This window comes from Herbiconiux flava (assembly GCF_013409865.1).
Classification (GTDB): Bacteria; Actinomycetota; Actinomycetes; order Actinomycetales; family Microbacteriaceae; genus Herbiconiux; species Herbiconiux flava.
The window spans coordinates 1,311,293-1,330,847 of record NZ_JACCBM010000001.1; the positions used below are offsets into that span (position 1 = coordinate 1,311,293).

Below are 19,555 nucleotides of genomic sequence, written 5' to 3' on the forward strand. Positions count from 1 at the left end.
CGCGCGGGCACGCACGGGGTGGGCGCTCAGGCTTTCGGCGGGTGGGCGGCCTACCGGGCCGGGCCCGATCGGGGTTCGATGAGAAGTGGATGCCCGAACACGGAAGGTGGCGCCATGCAGCAGGGAGTCACGCTCGACGGCCGGTCCGGGGGCGACGCCGCCCTCGACGCGCTGTTCGCGTCGGCGCTCGCGGCGGCGGGCCCTCAGGACGCCGGGCCACATGCGGCGGTCGAGTTCGCCCGGCGGCAGGGCGCGGATGCCCCGGCGCCTGGGCGGGGCCGCACGGCCCGATACCTCGAGACGTTGGCGACGCTGGGAGCGGCGGACGTGGCTCTGGCGAGGGTCGTCGAACCGCAGCTGGACGCACTGGCCATCCTCGCCGAGTGCCCCGACCCGATCGACCTCGTCGGCATCGGAGCCGACTCCGACAGCACCTGGGGTGTGTTCGCGGCCGAGGGCCCCGGGGTGCGGCTGACGGCGGTTCCGGATGCACGGGGCTGGACTCTGAGCGGCACGAAACCCTGGTGCTCCCTCGCCGGTGACCTGAGTCACGCGCTGGTGACGGCTCACGTCGAGCTGCCCGACGGCGCGAGCGAGCGGCGGTTGTTCGCGGTGGCGCTGCAGCGGGGTGGGGTCATCGTTCATCCGGAGGCCTGGGTCTCGCGGGGGATGCCGACGGTGCCGAGTGGCCCGGTCGACTTCGACGCCGTGCCGGCCGTGCCCGTGGGGGCGCCGGGGTGGTACCTGGAGCGGGACGGTTTCGAGTGGGGCGGCATCGGCGTGGCCGCGTGCTGGTTCGGTGGAGCGGTGGGTGTGGCGCGGCGCGTGCTCGACGCCGCCGGCCGCCGCGACGACGACCTCGGTGCGCTGCACGCCGGCCGTTGCGCGGCAGCTCTCTTCGCGGCCCGCTCCGTGCTCGCGGCGGCGGCGTCCCGCATCGACGCGGCCGGGATGGGGCGGGACGAGGCCCGGGAGCTGGCGCAGGGGGTGCGGAGCGTGGTGCGCGGGGCCTGCGAGACGGTGTTGCGCGAAGCGGCGCACGCGCTTGGGCCCGCGCCGCTCGCGCTCGACGCGGCCTACGCGGCACGGGTCGCCGACCTGGAGCTGTACCTGCTGCAGGATCACGGCGCCCGCGACGAGCTGCGCCTCGGCCGGATGCTCGTCGAGCGCGCACGACGGGAGGCCGGCGCGGTGGCGCCGGGGGTCGAGGGAGGGATCCGATGAGCGGCTTCACGCATCAGGACGAGGGCACCGCCGAACCGCGGTGGGCCGACGTCTTCGCCGAACGCGGCGGCGCGCTGCCCGAGATCAGCGTCGGCGAGCTGGCGGGGCTGGGGCACCTCGTGGTGGTGGCCGCGCATCCGGACGACGAGACGCTCGGCGCCGCCGGGTTGCTCGCCCGCGCCTACGCCGCCGGGGTGCGCACGACGGTGATCGTCGCGACCTCGGGGGAGGCGTCGCACCCCGCGTCGACGACGCATCGGCCCGAAGAGCTCGCCCGGCTGCGCGAGGAGGAGACCACCGCTGCCGTGGCGTCGATCGACCCCGGGGCGACGGTCGCGTTCCTTCGCGCACCGGACGGCCGGCTCGGCGAGCCCGAGCACCGCCAGGCGCTCACGGCCGCGCTGCTCGCCGCGGTGCACGGCAGCGGCACCGGCACGAACACCGGCACCGCCACCGGCACCGACACCGCCACCGACACCGACACCGGCAGCGGCCCCGCGGCTCCCGTCGCCGAGACCTGGTTCGTGGCCCCGTGGAGCGGCGACCGCCACCCCGACCACGAGGCCGCCGCCGACGCGGTGGCCGAGGCCGTGCGGCGGCTGGCCGACGAGGCGGGTGGGATGAGCATCCGGAGCCTGGCCTACCCCGTCTGGCTATGGCACTGGGGTGCGCCCGAGGGCGACGACCTGCCGTGGGACGCGCTCGTGCGCCTGCCGCTCGACGATGCGACGCTCGCGGCGAAGCGCGGCGTACTCGCCGTGCACCGCAGCCAGGTCGAGCCGCTGAGTGATGCGCCGGGGGACGAGGTGCTGCTGCATCCGGGCATGCTGGCGCACTTCGAGCGGCCGTTCGAGCTCTTCGTCGAGGTGCCGGCCGAGGCGGCCGCGCACGACGACACCGCAGCCCGCTACTTCGACGCCCTGCACGAGTCGACCGACGACCCGTGGGGCTTCGAGTCGCGCTGGTATGAGGAGCGGAAGCGGGCGATCCTGCTCGCGAGCCTGCCCGATCGCGAGTACCGGGAGGTGCTCGAGGTCGGCACGTCGACCGGGGTGCTCTCACGGGAGCTGGCGGGGCGCGCATCCGCTCGTTTCGTCGGGGTCGACGTCTCCGAGGTGGCTCTGGCACGTGCTGCCGAGCGCAACCGCGACCTGCCGCACGCCGCATTCGAGCGGATGACCGTGCCCGCCGAGTGGCCGGACGGAACCTTCGACCTCGTCGTCGTGTCCGAGGTCGGCTACTACCTCGACCCGGCGTCGCTGACCGCGCTGTTCGACCGGATCGCGGCCGCCCTCGCCCCCGCCGGCGCCCTCGTGCTCTGCCACTGGCGGCACACCATCGTCGACCGCGCGCTCACCGGTGACGACGTACACGCCGTGCTCGAGCGGCGACCCGAGTTCGTGCGGCTCGCCCGCCACCTGGAGGAGGACTTCGTGCTCGATGTCGTCGTGCGCCCACCGGCCGTCTCGATCGCTTCGCGGGAGGGGCTCGCATGATCGGGGCGATCGACGTGGTGATCCCGGCGCGGGACGAGGAGGAGTCGCTCGGCGAGTGCATCCGCGCGGTGCTGGCGAGCCGGAAGGCGCTGCTGCACCTCGACCCGACCCCGCTGGTGCGCTGCCGGGTGGTCGTCGTGCTGGACGCCTGCGTCGACAACTCGATCGACGTCGCCGAGTCGTTCGGCGACGCGGTGACCGTGCTCGAGTCGACCGCCGGCAACGTCGGGCAGGCCCGCGGCATCGGCGTGCGGCACGCCCTCGCGGGCTTCGACCGGCCCGACGAGCAGTGGATCTGCACCACCGACGCCGACACCGTCGTGCCCGCCGAGTGGCTGATCGACCACCTCTCGGTCGCGCAGTCGGGGGCCTACGTGGGGCTCGGCCGGGTGGAACCGCGCGGTGACACGCTCCCGCCCGAGGCGCTGGCCGCCTGGCACCGGGCGCACGACGACGAGGCGGTGCGGCACGTGTACGGCGCGAACCTCGGCGTGCGAGCGGACGCGTACCTGCGGGCGGGTGGGTTCCCGCCGATCCGGGTGGGCGAGGACGAGGAGCTGGTGCGCGCGATCGAGGGGCTCGAGTCGCACGGCGGCGAGCCGGCCGGCGGGCGCATCGCTACCGTAAACGGGGTCGCGGTGACGTCCGACCGCCTCGACGGGCGCACCTCGGGCGGCTTCGCGGGCTTCCTCCGCCGCCTCGTCGACTGACGGATCAGGCCGCCGACCAGCCGCCGTCGGAGGGGAGGATCGCGCCGTTGACGTTGACCCCGTCGTCCGAGAGCAGGAACGTGATCGACGCGGCCAGCGCGTCGGCCTCGACCGCGTCGGGCAGGATCGCCATGGCCTGACGCACCCGCTCCGCGCCGAGGGGCGACGCGAACCGCGCCTCGATGTTCGTGATCGTCGGGCCGGGCGCGACCGCGTTCGCGCGGATGCCCGACGGCCCGTACATGAACGCCGTCGACTTCGTCAGCCCCGCGACCGCGTGCTTCGAGGCCGTGTAGGCGGCACCGGCGGCCGAGCCGCGGAGGGCCGCCTCCGAGGCCACGTTCACGATCGAGCCCGCGCCGCGTGCGAGCATCGCGGGGATCACCGCGCGGGTCAGCTTCATCGTCCCGGTCACGTTGATCGCGAAGACCCGGTTCCAGACCTCGTCGGTGACCTCGCCGACGGGCGTCATGTCGTCCATGATCCCCGCGACGTTCGCGAGGCCGTCGATCCGTTCGCCCGCGGCTGACACGATCGCCGCGACGGCCTCGTCCGAGGTGATGTCGCCCGCGACCGGCGTGATGTCGGCCTCGGGCAGCGAGGCGGCGAAGTCGTCGAGCCGTTCGGCCGAGATGTCGACGGCGATCACGCGCCCGCCCTCCCGCGCGATCCGCGAGGCGGTGGCCCGGCCGATGCCCGAGCCGGCGCCCGTCACGATCACGGTCTGGCCGGCGAAGCGCCCGCCGTCGAGCCGCTCGACCCACTCCGGCCGCTCGACGGGCACGAGGCCCTCCTCGGTGCTGCCGAGGTCGCCGGCGCCACCGGCGCCACCCGAGTCCCCCGCCGTGCCAGAGCTTCCGGATGCTCCCGCGCCCCCGGCGGCACTCCCGGCCTCCCCCGAACCCGACCCGGCCGGCACCTCGCCGGCGGCGGCCCGCGCGACGAGCTGCTCCACGAGCTCCGCGGGGAACTGCCCCTTGCTCAGCAGGACCAGCCGCTTCAGCGCCAGGCGCCGCACCGGCCGCAGCGCGTCCGCGTCCTGCCCGCCCTGGGCAAGCAGCTCGCGCATGAGGGGGCCGCCGACCGGATGCTCGAGCCAGGTGGCGATCGAGGAGTCGGCGCTGAGGGGAGCGGAGGAGGACGGCATGGTGGTCTCGCTTTCTCGGGAGGTGACACGGTCGGGCAGAGCAGGCCGGCGGACGTCGTCGACGCTCCGGCGGGCGGGGCGCCTCAGGGCGAGGAACCGGACAACCTTGTCCGCTAGTAGGCTACACGTCGTGCCCACGGCTCCGAAACCCAATCGCGGCCCGAGTGCGGGGCCCGGCAACCGGCGGGCGCTCATCGCGGCGGCCCGCGAGATCTTCGCGGGAGACGGCTATGCGGCGCCCCTCAGCTCAGTGGCTCGTCGCGCCGGCGTCGGGCAGGGCAGCCTCTACCGCCACTTCCCCGATCGGGTGGCGCTCGCGATCGCGGTCTTCGACGAGAACATCACCGAGCTCGAGGCGCTGGCCGCGCATCCGGAGACCACCGTCGAGGCGCTGCTCGACGGCGTCGTGGCCCAGGCGCTGGTCTCGACGGCGATGATCGACATGATCCGCGCCGAGCGGGACGACGACCGGGTCGACCATCTGAGCGAGCGGATGCTGCGCGTCGTCGGCGAGGTCGTCACCCGCGAGCAGGCGGCCGGTCGGGTGCGGGCGGAGGTGTCGGCCGACGACGTGTTCCTCGTGGTGTCGATGCTGGCGGGGCTGCTCGCCACGACCCCGGAGGCGCAGCGGGCTGCCGCGGTCGCTCGCGCGCGCGAACTCCTGCGGCCGGGCCTCGACCAGCGCTGATCCGTGACCGTGACCGTGGCCCAGGCGGGCGCGGTGTGCGCGGCGGGTGCGGCGGCGCGTGAGCAGCGCCGAGGCGAAGGCCCAGGCCGCGTACCCGAACAGCGCCACCACCACGATCGGCACGATGAGAGCCCGCGCTTCGCCGTTGACCGCGGTGTTCACCCAGCCGAGCAGCGGAACGCTGTACCAGAGCACTCCCACGATCTGCACCTCGCGCACGGGCTGCTCGTCGACCGCGTCGTTGTTGTCGCCCTTGGTGCGGAAGGTCGTCGAGCCGTCGGTCGCGAAGGTCTTCTCGACCACGCGGTGGCTGACGACCCCCGGCTCGCCCGACTCGATCTGGTAGGTCACGACGTCCCCGAGCCGGATCTCGCCGACCGGCTCCGGCTTCACGATGATCAGCGTCCCGGGCGGCAGCCCCGGCTCCATCGACTGGGTCAGCACGGTCAGCGGCCGCCCGCCGACCGCCAGCGGCAGCAGGATCGTCACCACCGCCAGCCCCAGCACGAGCACGAGCAGCCCCGCGCTCAGCCCGACCCCGATCGCGTGCAGCATCCCGCGCTCGCGGGGCGGCACCTCGAGCACCCGCCGGCCGGTCATCGTGGCCGCTCCGGGTCGTTCCGACGGGACCGGGCGGCGCCGATCCGCAGGGACACGAGCAGGGCGCCGGCCACCGCCAGCGCCGCCCCCCAGAGCAGCGCGGCCAGCGGTGGAGCCGCCCCGGTGTCGGACAGCAGCCCGCCCGGACCCGAGGCCGGCCCGTCGGGCAGGCCCGGGATCGCGATCCCGGCGCCGCACGCGCCGGCGCCGGCCGCTTCGGCGGCCTCGTCGCGGAGGGACGCGGTGAAGTCGAGCGTGGCGCGCGCGTCGTGGCCGACCCGGTCGGGCGTCGCCGCCGAGAAGGAGAGCGAGACCGCGACGGCGACCCGTTCGCCGGGCTCCAGCACCGGACCGCGGAGGAGCACGGCGCAGTCGGCGGCGTCTCCGAAGGGCACCGCGCCGGCGTCCAGCGGGGGAATGGCGGCCGAGACCCGGAGGGCGTCGGCGAAGGCGGCGACGGTGGCCCGCGCATCCGTCGCATCGATGCGCAGCGTGGCCGGGACGGCGCCGTCGTTGCGCACCCAGAGCGTCTCGGTGACGACGTCGCCCGGCACGATCACGGGCGGCGCCGCGAACAACGGCTCGGCCGGGGCGTCGTCGTACCGGCTCCCGTCGACGCTCACCACGACGCCTCCGTCGTCGGCCGGGCCGGCCGCGATCGCACCGGGGGCTCCCATCGCAGCGAGCGCGGTCGCGCCCAGCGCGACCAGCACCGTCGCTGCCGTGACCGGCGCGGCCCTGGCGAGACGGCGGCGGCCCATGTCAGGCGACCTGCCGGCCGTCGATCGAGAGCGTGAACGCCGCGGGCGCCGCCCCGGCCGCGGACGCCGGGGCCGATGCCGGCAGTGTCACGCCGACGCAGACCCGCGCCGTCCCGCCCGGCACCACCCGCACCGCGAGATCGGTGGGTGTCGACGACGCGAACGTCCCCTGCCAGGCCGTCGGCACCGCCGGGCAGCTGCCGCTGCTGATCGCCGACACGTGAACGGTCAGGGCAGAGGAGAAGGTGGTCGCCGTCCCGGTCAGAGCGAGCCCCGCGACCCGCACCGACAGCGGCACCTGTCCCGAGTTGGTCACGACGGCGGAGCCCGAGACGGTCGCACCCGGGTAGAGCGGGGTCGTGGCGAGCGACAGGGCCGTGCTGACTCCGAGTTCGGCCGTGCCCGAGCGCACGACCGCGCCGGGGCTGGTGGCGGAGGAGTTCAGCAGCGCGAAGGTGCTGCCCGAGGCGACGGTGCCGAGCAGCACGGCACCGCCGGCGAGAGCGGTCGCGACGAGCATCCGCTTCACCGGGGAGGGTGACGCGGAGGGGCCACGGAGCGAGGATGGCCCCGGGCGACGCGCGCGAACGCGCCGCCCGGAGCCGTGGGGGGTCACGGGGTGACGGCGGGGGCGGTCTGCGACAGCGTGAGGGTGAGGTTGCTGAGGTTGACCGCGCCGAGCTTGGCCGCGTTCTCGGCGCCGGCGGTGTTCACGTTCGGGAACTTCAGCGCCACCGAGGCCGTGACGTTCTGGCTGACGCCCGCGGTGCCGGCGGTCACGGTGTACGTCGGGCCGGTGCCCGAGATGCCGGTGCCGGTCGCCGTCAGCGTGTTCGTGGCGCCCGCGTTCAGGTAGGCGGCCAGGGCGATGTCGGCGGTGTTGCCCGTGACGGCCGGGGCGATCGAGCCGGGCTGGATGCCGAGGGTCGCCACGAGGTTGTTGCCGACCGCGGTCACACTGAGGGTGTCGGTGTAGGTGAGGGTGTCGCCGGGCACGATGCGGTAGGTGGCGATGTTGACGACCGTGCCGTTCTGGTCGGTCCAGACACCGGGGCCGTCGGCGTTGGAGACCGAGAGGTTGCCGGCGGTGATCGTGCCGCCCGCGACCTGCGCGGTGGAGTTCCAGAAGGCGAAGGTCCCGGCCCCTCCGAGAAGGAGCACGACTCCGGCTGCTGCGGCGATTGCGCCCTTGGTGAGCTTGTTCATGAGGGGGAGATCCTTTCGCGCCGGTCCGTGCGGGCGCCTGGGGCGACAGGTGTCGCGTGGGTTGTGGCTCGAGTGTGACCAGCGGGGGCCGGCGTGGCCAAGGGCCTGGCGAGCGGATGTCGCACGGGTCATCGAAACTGTCGCCCACTGCACGGTGCCTCCGAATCGCTGGCCGCAGCGCGCAACCCGGCGTAGGCCTGATGGCATGAGAGCACTCACCTGGCAGGGAACGATGAAGGTCACCGTCGAAGACGTGGCCGACCCCCTTCTGATCGACGACACCGACGTGATCATCCGCGTCACCTCCACCGCGATCTGCGGCTCCGATCTGCACCTCTACGACGTGCTCGGGCCGTTCCTCGACAAGGGCGACATCCTCGGCCACGAGCCGATGGGCGTCGTCGAGCAGGTCGGCTCGGCGGTCACCCGGCTCGCGGTCGGCGACCGGGTGGTCATCCCGTTCGTGGTCGCCTGCGGCCACTGCTTCATGTGTCGGCAGGGCCTCACCACCCAGTGCGAGACCACCCAGAACAGGGCCACCGACACGGGCGCCTCGCTCTACGGCTACACCGAGCTGTACGGTTCGGTTCCCGGCGGCCAGGCCGAGCTGCTGCGCGTGCCGTTCGCCGACTTCAACGCGCAGAAGGTCGGCACGGAGCTGCCCGACGAGCGCTACCTGTTCCTGTCCGACATCCTGCCGACCGCCTGGCAGGGCGTCGAGTACGCCGAGCTGCCCGAGGGCGGCACGCTGGGCGTCATCGGCCTCGGCCCGGTCGGCCAGTTCGTCGCCCGCATCGCGCGGCACCGCGGCCACCGCGTGATCGCCGTCGAGCCCGTCGCCGAGCGCCGCGCCATGGCCGAGCGGCACGGCATCGAGACGCTCGACCTCACCGACGACGTGGTCGACCGGCTGCGCGAGCTGACAGACGGCCGCGGCCCCGACTCGATCGTCGACGCGGTGGGCATGGAGGCGCACGGCAACCCCGCGGCCTCGTTCGCGCAGTACGCGGTGGGCCTGCTCCCGGACGCGGTGGCCAAGAAGGCCATGCAGACCTTCGGCAGCGACCGGCTGGCCGCACTGCTGCTGGCCCTGGACGCGGTGCGGCGCGGTGGCACCGTCTCACTCTCGGGCGTCTACGCCGGAGCCGGCGACCCGCTGCCGTTCATGACCATGTTCGACAAGGGCATCACGCTGCGGATGGGCCAGTGCAACGTGCACCGGTGGCGCGACGACATCCTGCCCCTGGTCGAGGACCCGGCCGACCCGCTGGGCATCGACGACCTCGTGACGCACACGGTGTCGCTCGAGGAGGCGCCCGAGATGTACGAGCTGTTCAAGAACAAGCAGGACGGCTGCATCAAGGTCGTGCTGAAGCCGGGGCTGAAGGTCGCGGTCTAGAAGCTGGACGAGAAGCTGTAGAGGAACTGCACGAGCAGCCCGTAGCTGAACGATCCGATCACCGAGACGAGCGCGGCGGCGCCGAGCGCGATGCCCGCCGCCGCGAACGTCTTGGAGAGCCCGGGCCGGGTGATCGCGACGATGCCCAGCACGATCGCCGCGATCGCCAGCAGCCCCGACAGCACGCCGTTCACCGCCGAGACCGCGCCGAGGGCCTGTGCGTCGGCCGTCGTGATCACCGCGGCCTGGATGACGAGGAACAGCAGCCCGAGCAGCGAGATCGCGGCGCCGACCAGCAGGGACGCGAGCCCGAGCGGGTTGCGGCCGGGCTTCGCGGGGCGATAGTCGTGCGGCTGCGGCTGCGGCTGCGGCTGCGGCTCGCCCTGCGGCTGCCGGTACTCGGGCTGCCGGTACTCGTCGCTCACGAGCTGGTCTTCTTCAGCGCCTCGGGCTTGTGCACGGCCTCGCGGCCGCTCTTGTCGCTCTTCACGAGGTACTGCGGGTCGTCATCGGATGCCCGGACCGTCCGTCCCGCCGCCTCGGTGTCCGACGTGATCGACTTCTCGACCTCGCCGCTCGTGGTGGTGCCGTGGGTGGACCACTCGACGTGGTCGCCTTTCGAGAGTTTCTTCGCCATGGGCTGGACGGTACTCCCGTCGGGCCCCTCGCGCTCGAGCTTCACGAACACGACGCCCGCCACGATCAGTGCGCCGCCCATCAGCTGCAGCCAGGTCGGCACCTCGCCGAGCAGCAGCCAGGCGAAGAGCACCGCGAACAGCACCTCGACGAGCCCCACGAACGAGGCGACGCGGGAGCCGAGCCGGATGGCCCCGATGATGCCGGTGAGGTACGCGAACGCGGTGGCGACGAGAACGACCACGGCCATCGGCAGCATCCACGACACCTCGCCGACGAGCGGCATGTCGACCGGGGCGAACGAGAACGTGAACGGCACGAGGCCCACGGCACCGACACCGCCGAGTGCGACGCCGCCGAGCACGAGCCCGGCGCTGACGAGCGTGACCGGGGGGAGATCGCCCGTCGGCAGGGCGGCGATCAGGTAGTAGCCGGCGAGGCAGAGCGCGGCGCACAGCGCGAACACGACGCCGAGCACGTCGAGTCCGCCGGCGCCCGAGGGGTTGATCACCAGGGCGAGGCCGGCGATGCTGAGCACCGCGCCGACGATCGTCAGCAGCGCCGGCGGGATGCGCGTGCGCCCCCAGGCGAGCAGCACCAGCAGGATGGGCGCGGTGTATTCGATCAGCAGCGCGATGCCCACCGGCATGCGCGAGATGGCGGCGAAGTAGAACACCTGGGCGCCGATCACCGCGACGAGGCCGTAGGCCAGGACGAGGCGCCACGCCGCGAGGAGGAGACCCCAGCGGCCGCGCAGGGCGACGAGGGCGGCGGGCAGCAGCACGAGGCCTCCGGCGAAGGCGCGCACGGCCACCGCGGCGGCGGGGGACCAGCCCGCGTCGAGCAGCGGTTTGACGAAGGGGCCGCTCGTGCCGAAGGCGGCGGCCGCCGCGAGGGCGATGATCAGCCCCGAGGCGCGGTGTGTCGCGGGAGCGGGCATGTCGCGCATCCTCTCGTCGAGAACTCGATCGTCGGGGGTTCGGCCGTGTCAGGAGTGTCAGGGCTTACGCTAGTGACAGTAACCCCCGAGCTGTCAGGAGTCAACATGGTCTTTGCCTATGACACCGAAGCGACCCTCGCGTTCGCCTCGGCGCTGATCGACTCGACCGGGGGCATCTCGAACGGCAACCCCGAGGGCCTCGCCGACGTCGGCGACCTCGAGCGGATGCTCGACGAGCACGGCTACTCCGGACGGCGCGACCTCGATGCCGCCGAGCTCGACGAGGTGCGGGCGCTGAGGCCGGAGTTCCGGCGGTTCTGGGAGGTCTCGCGCGACGAGGCGGTGGGGCTGGTCAACGGCATCCTTCGTGACGCGAAGGCGCTGCCGCAGCTCGTGCGGCACGACGACTGGGACTGGCACCTGCACGCCACCGAGGCCGACGCGCCCCTGGCGACACGGATGCGCGTGGAGTTCGCCATGGCGTTCATCGACGTCATCCGCTCCGACGAGTTCGACCGGCTGCGGGTGTGCGAGGCGAGCGACTGCTCGGCGGTGCTGGTCGACCTGTCGCGCAACCGCTCGAAGCGGTACTGCGACATCGGGAACTGCGGGAACCGGATGAACGTGATCGCGTATCGGGCGCGGCAGGCTGCGGAGGGGTAGTCCGGTCCGCCGCGAGCCGGGCCGACTCGGCCCGGCGGGGCTATTGGGCTACTCGCTCGGCTGGGCGGGCTGGGCGGGCTGGGCCGGCTTGCCCGCCTCGCCGCTGTCCACGGTGTCGGCGGTCGGGCTGTCGAGCGTCACCGAGGTGCGGGGCGACAGACCGGGCGCCTGGGCGACGGGCACCGGGAGGCGCACGATGAGCGAGCCGGGGTCGACCCCGAAGCGGCCGCGGGTGGTCTCGCCGACGGGATCGCCGTCGAGCTCGGCCAGCACGGGTGCGTCGAGCTCGAACTCGAACTCGCGCCCCGGCCACTGCTTGAGCGAGGCCAAGCCGTTGCGGTTGCGGGTGGCGACGTCGATGGCCACTCCCACCCATCCGGCGACGATGTTCGGCTGCAGCATCACGAGCTCGAGGTCGCCGTCGTCGAGCACGGCGCCCGTCGCGATCTCGATGTTCGCCACGACCGAGCTGCAGTTGCAGGCGAGCACCATCAGGCACTTCGCGGGATCCTCGGTCTGGCCGTCGATCGTCAGCGTCGCCTCGAAGCCGCCCTTGAGGAGGGCGGGGGCGCCGGCGGCGACGTAGGCGCCCCAGCCGACCTTCTTCTTCAGCTCGTCGTCGGTCTTGTCCATGATCTCGGCGTCGAGGCCGACGCCGCCCATCACGACGAAGACGCGCTCCTCACCGTCGTCGAAGGTGGCGAGGCCGACGTCGATGGCGCGGTCCTGGCCGAGCAGGGCGATCTCGACGGCGTCCTCGAGCGACGTCAGCGGGATGCCGAGGTTCCGCGCGAGCAGGTTGCCCGTGCCGCTCGGCAGCAGGCCGTAGGGCACGGAGGTTCCGCGCAGCACCGCGGCCACCGCTCGCACGGTTCCGTCGCCGCCCATCGCGCACACCACGTCGGGCTCGGCCTCGAGCGCCGATTCCGCGGCGGCCGTGCCGGAGTCGTCGACGCTGGTCTCGAACCAGAGCGGCTCGTTCCAGCCCGCGCGCTGCGCGCCGGCGGCCGCGACCGCCTTCACGGCCTCGACGTCGTCGAACTTGCTCGGATTGATGACGACGGCGACAGTGCGCCGCCCGCTCTCTGCGCTCATCCCTGAACTCTAGGCCGTCGCCCCTCCCGCGCCACCCGCCCTGTCCGCCGACCGCCGCGCCCCGGGCCTGCGACGCCTCCCGGTTCAGAGGAGCTTGCGGAGGGTGCGGAGGTTTCGGGTGGTGGTCGTGGCGCGGTACTGCGCGCGGGCGAGGTGCTTGGCGAGCGGGGTGTCGGTGCTCGAGCCGCGGGGGCATCGCCAGTAGAGGACACCGTCGCCCGGCTCCGCCCGCTCGACACCGTCGGGCGCGAGGGTGGCCGCGAAGGCGGTGACGTCGGCGTGCACGTCGGGGGCGGAGGCGAAGACGACGTAGGGATGGGTGGCGTCGTCCTCGGGGAAGGGGTAGGCCGCGACGGCCGCCGCCAGGCGGTCGTGGGGGAGGAGGACGATCCACGCGTCGTAGCCGAAGCGGGTGCCGAGGGCCGCCTCGATGGTCGGTTTCAGGGTGAGGGCGTCGCGCGCATCCGTCGTCTCGAACACGACGTTGCCGGAGGCGAGCACCGTTCGCACGTCGGTGAAGCCGAGCGTGCGGAAGAGCTCGGCGAGCTCGGCGCTCTTCACCGTGATGCCGTTGACGTTCACCCCGCGCAGCAGCGCCACGAACCGAGTCATGCCCCGACGCTAGCGCAGCACCAGTGCGACCTGCTCGCGGATGTCGGCAGAGAGTGCGGCATCGCTCGCGGCGACGTTGAGCGGCGACGACAGCGTCACGAACATCGCCGCCGAGATCGTGCGGGCGAGCACCGCCGCGTCGTGGGCCGAACAGCCGGCGTCGCGTTCGAGGATCTCGACGAACGCCTCGTCGACCCGCGCGATCAGCTCGAGCCCGACCCGGTGGTGCGGCTCCTCGGGATCGCCGAAGACGAGCTCGCGCAAATAGGTGCGGCCGTTCTCCACCTGCCGCCGGTTGCAGGCGACGACCGGTTCGATCAGCGCCATGATCGCGTCGAGCGGTGAGCCGGCGCGGGGGGCGGCGGACAGCCCGGCCTCGATCGCCTCGGCGTAGTGCACGTTCTGCACGAGCAGCAGCAGCTCGGCCTTGGTCTTGGCGTAGAGGAAGAGCGTGCCCGTGCCGATGTCGGCCGCGTCGGCGATCTGCTGCGTCGTGACCTCGTCGATGCCGTGGCGGTCGAACAGCTCGGTGGCGGCAGCGGTGATGCGCTCGAGCTTCTGCTGCTTGTTGCGCTCGCGGCGGCCGGGAGGGGTGGCGGTCATCAGGTGGCGAGTCTACCGCACGCCCACTGTTGCTCATTTGCGATCGTACTCGAATATGAGTACGCTCATAAAAACGACGAGACGAGAGAAGACGATGAAGGCGTTCAGCATCGACCGGTACCAGGGCGAGATAAAAGCGACGGATGCACGCGAGCCCGTCCTGGGCGCCCGTGACGTCCTGGTGCGAGTGCGCGCCGCGGGCACCAACCAGCTCGACGTGAAGCTGGCGGGGGGCGAGTTCAAGGCCCTGCTGAAGTACGAGCTGCCGCTCGTCCTCGGTCACGACCTCGCCGGAACCGTCGAGGCGGTCGGCGCCGCGGTGACCCGCTTCGCCGTCGGCGACGACGTCTTCGCCCGCCCGGCCGACTTCCGCATCGGCACCTTCGCCGAGCGCATCGCCGTCGACGAGGCCGACATCGCACGGAAGCCCGCGACGCTGAGCATGGTCGAGGCCGCGGCGCTGCCGCTCGTCGCGCTCACGGCGTGGCAGGCCCTGGTCGAGAAGGCGGGGGTGAAGCCGGGCCAGAAGGTGCTGATCCACGGCGGCGCCGGCGGCTTCGGATCGATCGCCGTGCAGCTCGCGAAGCACCTCGGGGCGCACGTCGCCACGACGGCCAGCGGCTCGAACGCCGAGTGGCTGCGCGAGCTCGGCGCCGACGAGGTGATCGACTACCGCTCCCAGCGCTTCGACGAACTGCTCAGCGGCTACGACGTGGTGGTCGACAGCCTGGGTGGCGAGAACCTCGAGCGCTCGCTGCGCATCCTGAAGCCCGGCGGCATCGCCATCGGCCTCGCGGGCCCACCCGACCCCGACTTCGCTCGGCAGCTCGGCCTGAATCCGGCCGTGCGCCTGGCCGTCGGCGGTCTGAGCGCGAAGATCCGCCGGCAGGCGCGGCGGCTCGGGGTGCGCTACTCCTTCCTCTGGATGCGAGCGGATGGCGAGCAGCTCGCCGCGATCGCGGCGCTCGTCGACGCGGGTGCGCTGCATCCGGTGGTCGGCCGGGTCTTCCCGTTCGCCGAGACCCCGGCGGCGCTCGCCGCCCTCGGGCGCGGCGGCTTCCGCGGCAAGGTCGTCGTCGACCTCGCCGGGTGACGACGCTCGCACCCCACCTCACCCCACCACCCACCACACCCGAGGAGACCCCATGCCCACCCTCACCGGAGCCGTCGTGCTCGTCACCGGAGCCAACGGCGGAATCGGCTCGGCCTTCGTCGCCGAGGCCCTCGCCCGCGGAGCCGTCAAGGTCTACGCGACCGCCCGCACCCCGCGCCGCTGGGAGGACGACCGCGTCGTCCCGCTCGCTCTCGACATCACCGACCCCGCCTCGATCGCGGCCGCGGTCGAGAACGCCCCCGACGTGTCGGTGCTGATCAACAACGCCGGCATGCTGCCGCCGACGGCGAACTTCCTCGAGCTCTCGGCCGACGACCTGCGGGCGACGATGGAGACGAACTTCATCGCGCCGGTGCTCGTGGCGACGGCCTTCGCGCCGGTGCTGACCGCGCATCCGGAGTCGGTGCTCGTCGACATGCACTCGGTCGCCAGCTGGTACGCGTTCGGCGGCGTCTACAGCGCCTCGAAGGCGGCCCTCTGGTCGGCCACGAACTCGCTGCGACTCGAGCTCGCCCGGATGGGCACGCACGTGGTCGGGGTGCACGTCGGCTACGTCGACACGGCCATGGCCGCGCACGCCGACGGCCCGAAGCTGGCGCCGGCCGACCTGGCGGGCCAGGTCTTCGACGCCGTCGAGTCCGGCTCCTACGAGGTCATCGCCGACGAGCTCACCGCCTCGGTCAAGAGCGCCCTCAGCGCCCCCGTCGAGGCCCTCTACCCCGAACTGAAGGGCTGAGAGCTGAGAACCAAGCGCTGAAAGGCGGATGCGCGGCACCCCGTCCCCGAGGGGAGAGGTGCCGCGCATCCGGTGCAGCGGCAGAACCGCAGCGGCAGAACCGCGGGTCAGGCGGCGTGCTGGCGGCGGCGCTGGCGAACCAGGAGCAGCCCGCCGGCGGCGAGGAGCAGCGCGCCGAGCGTGAGGATCGGGGCGACGACTGCGCCCGTCGAGCCGAGCGCCGACGAGCCGGAGCCCGTGCCCGATCCCGAACCGGCCGAACCCGTGCCGCCCGAGCCGTCAGCGCCCGGGTCGCCCGCCGGAGCGGTCGGCGCCGGGGTGGGGCTCGGCGCCGGGTCGGCGCCCGCGGCGACCGTGAAGTCCACCGTGGCGGTCACGCCGCTCTGGCGGCCGCTGACCGTGAGCGAGTACGAGCCCTCCGCGGTCGGAGCCTCGAAGGAGAAGCGCGCCGCGCCGTTCACCGAGTCCTCGGAAGCGAGCTGCACCGCCGCCGACGTCGGGTCGAGCTGACGGTCGCCGCGGAAGCCGCTCGCATCGAGCACGAGCGAGTCACCGGGGGCGACGGTCGTCGCGTTCAGCGTGGCGGTCGCGCCGGCGCTGAAGCTCGCGGTGTCGCGGTTCAGGGTGAGTGCGTTCGCCATCGTGAAGAAGTTGTCCGTCTGGTCGGTGAGCCCGACGACCTGCGCCGCGCCCGGTCCGAACGCCGCGATGCGGAGCTGGGTTCCGGTGTGCTGCTGCGATCCGCCGGCCTCGGCCGTGCCGTAGGCGACCTTCATGGTGGAGCCGTCGGCCGTGGTGAGCGCGGTGCTCAGGGTCGCGGGCGGGGCGTCGTCGACGATCTGGCTCGAGTGGGCGTGGTCGGCGGTCACGATGACGAGCGTGTTGCCGTCGGCGCGGGCGAACTCGAGGGCCTTCTGCACGGCCTCGTCGAGGTCGATGGTCTCACCGATCTGGCCGCACGCGTCGGCCGCGTGGTCCTGCTTGTCGATCGAGGCGCCCTCGACCTGCAGGAAGAAGCCCTCGTCGCCGGTGTTCAGCAGACCGATCGACTTCTCGGTCAGCGAGGCGAGCGAGAGGCCGGTGTCGAGCCGGGCCGGGTTCGGCTGGCAGGTCACGGGAGCCTCGTCGCCGCCGCCGACGGTCGCCGTGGTGGGCGCGTAGCGGGTGGGGAAGTTGCCGGGGGTGAACAGGCCGAGCACGGGCTGGTTCTGGTCGGCGACCGAGAGGCCCTTGAGCCCGTCGACGTCGCCCACGACCTGGTAGCCGCGGTCGGTGGCCTGGTCGAAGAGCGTCTCGCCGTTCCACTGACCCGCCTTGGCGGTCTGCTCGAACGAGGCCGAGCCGCCGCCGAGGGTGAGGTCGGCGCGGGTGTCGAGCAGCTGCTCGCTGATCGAGCCGAGGCCGCCGTTGATCAGGGCGTCGTCGCCGCACACCTCGCTGTCGGGGCCGTAGCACTTGCGCGCGTCGACGTGCGCGACCTCGACTGCGGGAGTCGCATCCTGGATCTCGGCGGTCGACACGTTGCCCGTCTTCAGGCCGTTGGCCTTGGCGATCTCGATCAGGGTCTGCTGCGGGGTGCCGTCGATGTCGACCGAGATGGCGCCGTCGTAGGTCTTGGTGCCGGTCGACCAGGCCGAGCCGGTGGCGGCCGAGTCGGGCACGTAGTCGGGCAGGCCCTTCTCGTCGCCATCGTCGTGCAGCGAGTAGGTGGTGTACTGGCCGGTCAGGGGCAGCGCGTCGATTCCGGGCAGCTCGCCCGCGGCGCCGTAGGCGTAGTTGCGGGCGATGGTGATCTCGGAATCGCCCATGCCGTCGCCGATCAGCAGGATGACGTTCTTCGCCGGGCCGTCGACGATCGAGGCGCGCAGGTCGGCGGCCTTGTCGCCGCTGTTGCGCTGCGCTCCGCCGTTGACCGAGAGGTCGCCGTCGGCCGAGGCCGCGAACGCTGCGGCGGGCAGGCTGATGCTCGCCGCCGTGAGCAGCGCCGCCGCGGCGACGAGCGCCTTCCGGCGGGTGGGTGTGATGAAAGACATGGTGTTCCCCAGTGTTCAGTCCCGAAGGCGCCCGAGCGGGCGTCGAGGCCCAAGCTCATCGTCGCCCGGCCAACGCGGGGTGAACAGGGCCCGACTCGACGGTGAAGCGGCGATGGAGAGCGGATGCACCCCGAACGGGGGCGGCGTGCCGCCGCCTCAGCGCCGGAACGCCTTGCGCGCCAGCCAGTTGCCGAGCGCCTGCACCGCCTGCACGAAGACGATGATCACGAGCACCGCCGCCCACGTCACGACCGGCTCGAACTGGCGGTAACCGTACTGGATGGCGAAGGTGCCGAGCCCGCCGCCGCCCACGAGCCCCGCCACCGCCGACATGTCGGTCAGCGCCACGAGGATGAAGGTGTAGCCCAGGATGAGCGGCCCGAGCGCCTCGGGCAGTACGACGGTGCCGATGATCCGCAGCCGGCTCGCGCCCACCGAGCGCGCGGCCTCGATCACCCCGGGCTGCACCGTCATGAGGTTCTGCTCGACGATGCGGCTGATGCCGAAGGCGGCGGCCAGCGAGAGCGTGAAGATGATCGCCGAGTTGCCGATGCCGACGCCCACCACGAGCCGGGCGAGCGGCTGCGCGGCCGCCAGGAAGATGATGAACGGGATGGGCCGGAAGATGTTGACCAGGATGTTCAGCACGGCGAACACCGGTCGGTTCGGGTAGAGGCTGCCGGGCCTCGTCGTGTACAGCCCGAGCCCCAGCACCAGTCCGCCGAGCCCGCCGAAGACGAGGCTGAGGGCGACGATGTAGAGGGTCTCGTAGGTCGCGGTCGCGAGCTTGGGCAGCAGCGGGATGAGCTCATCCACGAGGGCCCCCGTTCGCCAGGCGGGTGATGCCGACCCCGTCGGGGAGCGAGGCGAGCGCCTGCTCGACCACCGCATCCGGCCCCGTGAGCGCCAGCGTGAGGTGCCCGAAGACGCGGCCCCGGATGTCGTTTACCCCGCCGTAGACGAGTTCGAAGCCGAGCCCGGCTCGCGAGAGCGCCGCGAACACCTCGGCCTGGGTCGGGGCGGCCGCCGCGGCCGACGTGCCCGACGAGCCCCCGTCGCTGAACGACAGCGTCACGAGCGCGCCCGGGTGCCGCACCCGCAGCACCGCCAGCTCCTCCTCAGTGGGCACCCCGCGCACCACCGTCGAGACGAACCGCCGCGACGACGCCTGCTGCGGATCGGAGAACACGTCGAACACGTCCCCCTGCTCGACGACCCGCCCGCCCTCCATCACGGCGACCTTGTCGGCGAGCGTCTGCACCACGTCCATCTCGTGCGTGATCACGATCATCGTCACGCCGAGCTCCTGGTTCACCCGCTTCAGCAACCCGAGCACCTCGTGCGTCGTCTCGGGGTCGAGGGCGCTGGTGGCCTCGTCGGCGAGCAGCAGCCGGGGGCTCGTCGCGAGCGCCCGGGCGATGCCCACCCGCTGCTTCTGCCCGCCCGAGAGCTGCTCGGGGTGGCTGTCCGCCTTGTCGGCGAGCCCCACGAACCCGAGCAGCTCGTCGACGCGGCGGGCGATCTCGGCGCGAGGAGTCCCCGCCACGCGGAGAGGGTAGGAGATGTTGCCGCGCACCGTCTTGGCGGTGAACAGGTTGAACTGCTGGAAGATCATCCCGATGCCGACCCGAAGCCGGCGCAGCTCCCGTTCGGGCAGCCCGTTGAGTTCGACACCGCCGACGGTGATGCTGCCGGAGGTCACGGTCTCGAGGCCGTTGACGAGCCGCACGAGGGTGCTCTTGCCGGCGCCGGAGTAGCCGACGATGCCGAAGACCTCCCCGGCCTCGATGGCGAGGTCGACGCCGTCGACGGCGGTCACCGGCGGCGCCCCCCGGGTGGCGGCCGGGAAGGTCTTGCGCACGTCGCGCAGGCTGACGAGGGGCATCCGGCGG

Annotated in this window: 20 protein-coding genes and 1 pseudogene; 8 read left to right on the plus strand and 13 right to left on the minus strand. The window is 73.0% G+C overall.

What is annotated here, in order from left to right:
- Positions 1-114: 114 nt before the first annotated feature.
- The 3 genes from BJ984_RS06270 to BJ984_RS06280 are packed head-to-tail and all read left to right on the plus strand — an operon-like array spanning position 115 to position 3,430.
- Positions 115-1,224, plus strand: coding sequence for an acyl-CoA dehydrogenase family protein (locus BJ984_RS06270; RefSeq protein WP_179547293.1), 1,110 nt, complete (start codon positions 115-117; stop codon positions 1,222-1,224).
- Positions 1,221-2,720 (plus strand): PIG-L family deacetylase, encoded by a 1,500-nt coding sequence (locus BJ984_RS06275; RefSeq protein WP_179547294.1) that lies wholly within the window; start codon positions 1,221-1,223, stop codon positions 2,718-2,720. The genes BJ984_RS06270 and BJ984_RS06275 overlap by 4 nt, the downstream gene beginning before the upstream one ends.
- Positions 2,717-3,430 carry a glycosyltransferase family 2 protein gene (locus tag BJ984_RS06280; RefSeq protein ID WP_179547295.1) on the plus strand — a complete coding sequence of 238 codons (714 nt, stop codon included), beginning with the start codon at positions 2,717-2,719 and terminating at the stop codon, positions 3,428-3,430. Before BJ984_RS06275 ends, BJ984_RS06280 begins: the two co-directional genes overlap by 4 nt.
- A gap of 4 nt (positions 3,431-3,434) precedes the next feature.
- Here the strand turns inward: BJ984_RS06280 and BJ984_RS06285 are convergent, their stop codons facing one another.
- Complete coding sequence (locus tag BJ984_RS06285; protein WP_246306441.1) at positions 3,435-4,577, minus strand: SDR family NAD(P)-dependent oxidoreductase; 1,143 nt, start codon at positions 4,575-4,577, stop codon at positions 3,435-3,437.
- On the opposite strand from BJ984_RS06285, the gene BJ984_RS19175 reads away from it, so the two are divergent.
- The gene (locus BJ984_RS19175; RefSeq protein WP_179549357.1) at positions 4,576-5,265 is read left to right on the plus strand and encodes a TetR family transcriptional regulator; all 690 of its coding nucleotides are present in this window, start codon (positions 4,576-4,578) and stop codon (positions 5,263-5,265) included. The genes BJ984_RS06285 and BJ984_RS19175 overlap by 2 nt on opposite strands.
- Before the next feature lie 120 nt (positions 5,266-5,385).
- On the opposite strand, the pseudogene BJ984_RS19180 reads toward BJ984_RS19175, so the two are convergent.
- The 4 genes and pseudogenes from BJ984_RS19180 to BJ984_RS06305 all read right to left on the minus strand — a co-directional run.
- Positions 5,386-5,865, minus strand: a pseudogene (locus tag BJ984_RS19180) (signal peptidase I); the annotation flags it as partial.
- Positions 5,862-6,626, minus strand: a complete 765-nt coding sequence (locus tag BJ984_RS06295; protein WP_179547296.1) for a hypothetical protein — start codon at positions 6,624-6,626, stop codon at positions 5,862-5,864. The pseudogene BJ984_RS19180 and the gene BJ984_RS06295, both read right to left, overlap by 4 nt.
- Position 6,627: 1 nt before the next feature.
- Entirely contained in the window at positions 6,628-7,146 is a 519-nt protein-coding gene (locus tag BJ984_RS06300) for a hypothetical protein (RefSeq protein ID WP_179547297.1), read from the minus strand.
- A 92-nt stretch (positions 7,147-7,238) separates the two neighbouring features.
- The gene (locus tag BJ984_RS06305; RefSeq protein ID WP_179547298.1) at positions 7,239-7,832 is read right to left on the minus strand and encodes an alternate-type signal peptide domain-containing protein; all 594 of its coding nucleotides are present in this window, start codon (positions 7,830-7,832) and stop codon (positions 7,239-7,241) included.
- 205 nt (positions 7,833-8,037) lie between these two features.
- On the opposite strand from BJ984_RS06305, the gene BJ984_RS06310 reads away from it, so the two are divergent.
- The gene (locus BJ984_RS06310) at positions 8,038-9,231 is read left to right on the plus strand and encodes a zinc-dependent alcohol dehydrogenase (protein WP_179547299.1); all 1,194 of its coding nucleotides are present in this window, start codon (positions 8,038-8,040) and stop codon (positions 9,229-9,231) included.
- On the opposite strand, the gene BJ984_RS06315 is transcribed toward BJ984_RS06310, so the two are convergent.
- Both BJ984_RS06315 and BJ984_RS06320 read right to left on the minus strand, forming a co-directional pair.
- Positions 9,228-9,656, minus strand: a complete 429-nt coding sequence (locus BJ984_RS06315; RefSeq protein WP_179547300.1) for a hypothetical protein — start codon at positions 9,654-9,656, stop codon at positions 9,228-9,230. The genes BJ984_RS06310 and BJ984_RS06315 overlap by 4 nt on opposite strands.
- Positions 9,653-10,807: an HVA1 family protein gene (locus BJ984_RS06320; RefSeq protein ID WP_179547301.1), complete on the minus strand. Its 1,155-nt coding sequence runs from the start codon at positions 10,805-10,807 to the stop codon at positions 9,653-9,655. The genes BJ984_RS06315 and BJ984_RS06320 overlap by 4 nt, the downstream gene beginning before the upstream one ends.
- Before the next feature lie 105 nt (positions 10,808-10,912).
- Here BJ984_RS06320 and BJ984_RS06325 point away from each other — a divergent pair, with 105 nt between their 5' ends.
- The gene (locus BJ984_RS06325) at positions 10,913-11,470 is read left to right on the plus strand and encodes a CGNR zinc finger domain-containing protein (protein WP_179547302.1); all 558 of its coding nucleotides are present in this window, start codon (positions 10,913-10,915) and stop codon (positions 11,468-11,470) included.
- Positions 11,471-11,518: 48 nt separating this feature from the next.
- Here the strand turns inward: BJ984_RS06325 and BJ984_RS06330 are convergent, their stop codons facing one another.
- From BJ984_RS06330 to BJ984_RS06340, 3 genes are all read right to left on the minus strand, one after another.
- Positions 11,519-12,565 carry a diacylglycerol/lipid kinase family protein gene (locus tag BJ984_RS06330; RefSeq protein WP_179547303.1) on the minus strand — a complete coding sequence of 349 codons (1,047 nt, stop codon included), beginning with the start codon at positions 12,563-12,565 and terminating at the stop codon, positions 11,519-11,521.
- 84 nt (positions 12,566-12,649) lie between these two features.
- Entirely contained in the window at positions 12,650-13,177 is a 528-nt protein-coding gene (locus BJ984_RS06335) for a DUF1697 domain-containing protein (protein WP_179547304.1), read from the minus strand.
- A gap of 9 nt (positions 13,178-13,186) precedes the next feature.
- Positions 13,187-13,780 carry a TetR/AcrR family transcriptional regulator gene (locus BJ984_RS06340; protein ID WP_179547305.1) on the minus strand — a complete coding sequence of 198 codons (594 nt, stop codon included), beginning with the start codon at positions 13,778-13,780 and terminating at the stop codon, positions 13,187-13,189.
- Between the two features lie 94 nt (positions 13,781-13,874).
- On the opposite strand from BJ984_RS06340, the gene BJ984_RS06345 reads away from it, so the two are divergent.
- Both BJ984_RS06345 and BJ984_RS06350 read left to right on the plus strand, forming a co-directional pair.
- Entirely contained in the window at positions 13,875-14,873 is a 999-nt protein-coding gene (locus BJ984_RS06345; RefSeq protein WP_179547306.1) for an NADP-dependent oxidoreductase, read from the plus strand.
- Between the two features lie 52 nt (positions 14,874-14,925).
- Positions 14,926-15,630, plus strand: a complete 705-nt coding sequence (locus BJ984_RS06350) for an SDR family oxidoreductase (protein WP_179547307.1) — start codon at positions 14,926-14,928, stop codon at positions 15,628-15,630.
- Between the two features lie 107 nt (positions 15,631-15,737).
- Here BJ984_RS06350 and phoA read toward each other — a convergent pair whose 3' ends face one another.
- The 3 genes from phoA to BJ984_RS06365 all read right to left on the minus strand — a co-directional run bounded on the left by phoA (position 15,738) and on the right by BJ984_RS06365 (position 19,548).
- Positions 15,738-17,663 carry an alkaline phosphatase gene (phoA, locus tag BJ984_RS06355; protein WP_179547308.1) on the minus strand — a complete coding sequence of 642 codons (1,926 nt, stop codon included), beginning with the start codon at positions 17,661-17,663 and terminating at the stop codon, positions 15,738-15,740.
- A 156-nt stretch (positions 17,664-17,819) separates the two neighbouring features.
- Positions 17,820-18,479 carry a methionine ABC transporter permease gene (locus BJ984_RS06360; protein ID WP_179547309.1) on the minus strand — a complete coding sequence of 220 codons (660 nt, stop codon included), beginning with the start codon at positions 18,477-18,479 and terminating at the stop codon, positions 17,820-17,822.
- The gene (locus tag BJ984_RS06365; protein WP_179547310.1) at positions 18,472-19,548 is read right to left on the minus strand and encodes a methionine ABC transporter ATP-binding protein; all 1,077 of its coding nucleotides are present in this window, start codon (positions 19,546-19,548) and stop codon (positions 18,472-18,474) included. Before BJ984_RS06365 ends, BJ984_RS06360 begins: the two co-directional genes overlap by 8 nt.
- Positions 19,549-19,555 lie beyond the last annotated feature (7 nt).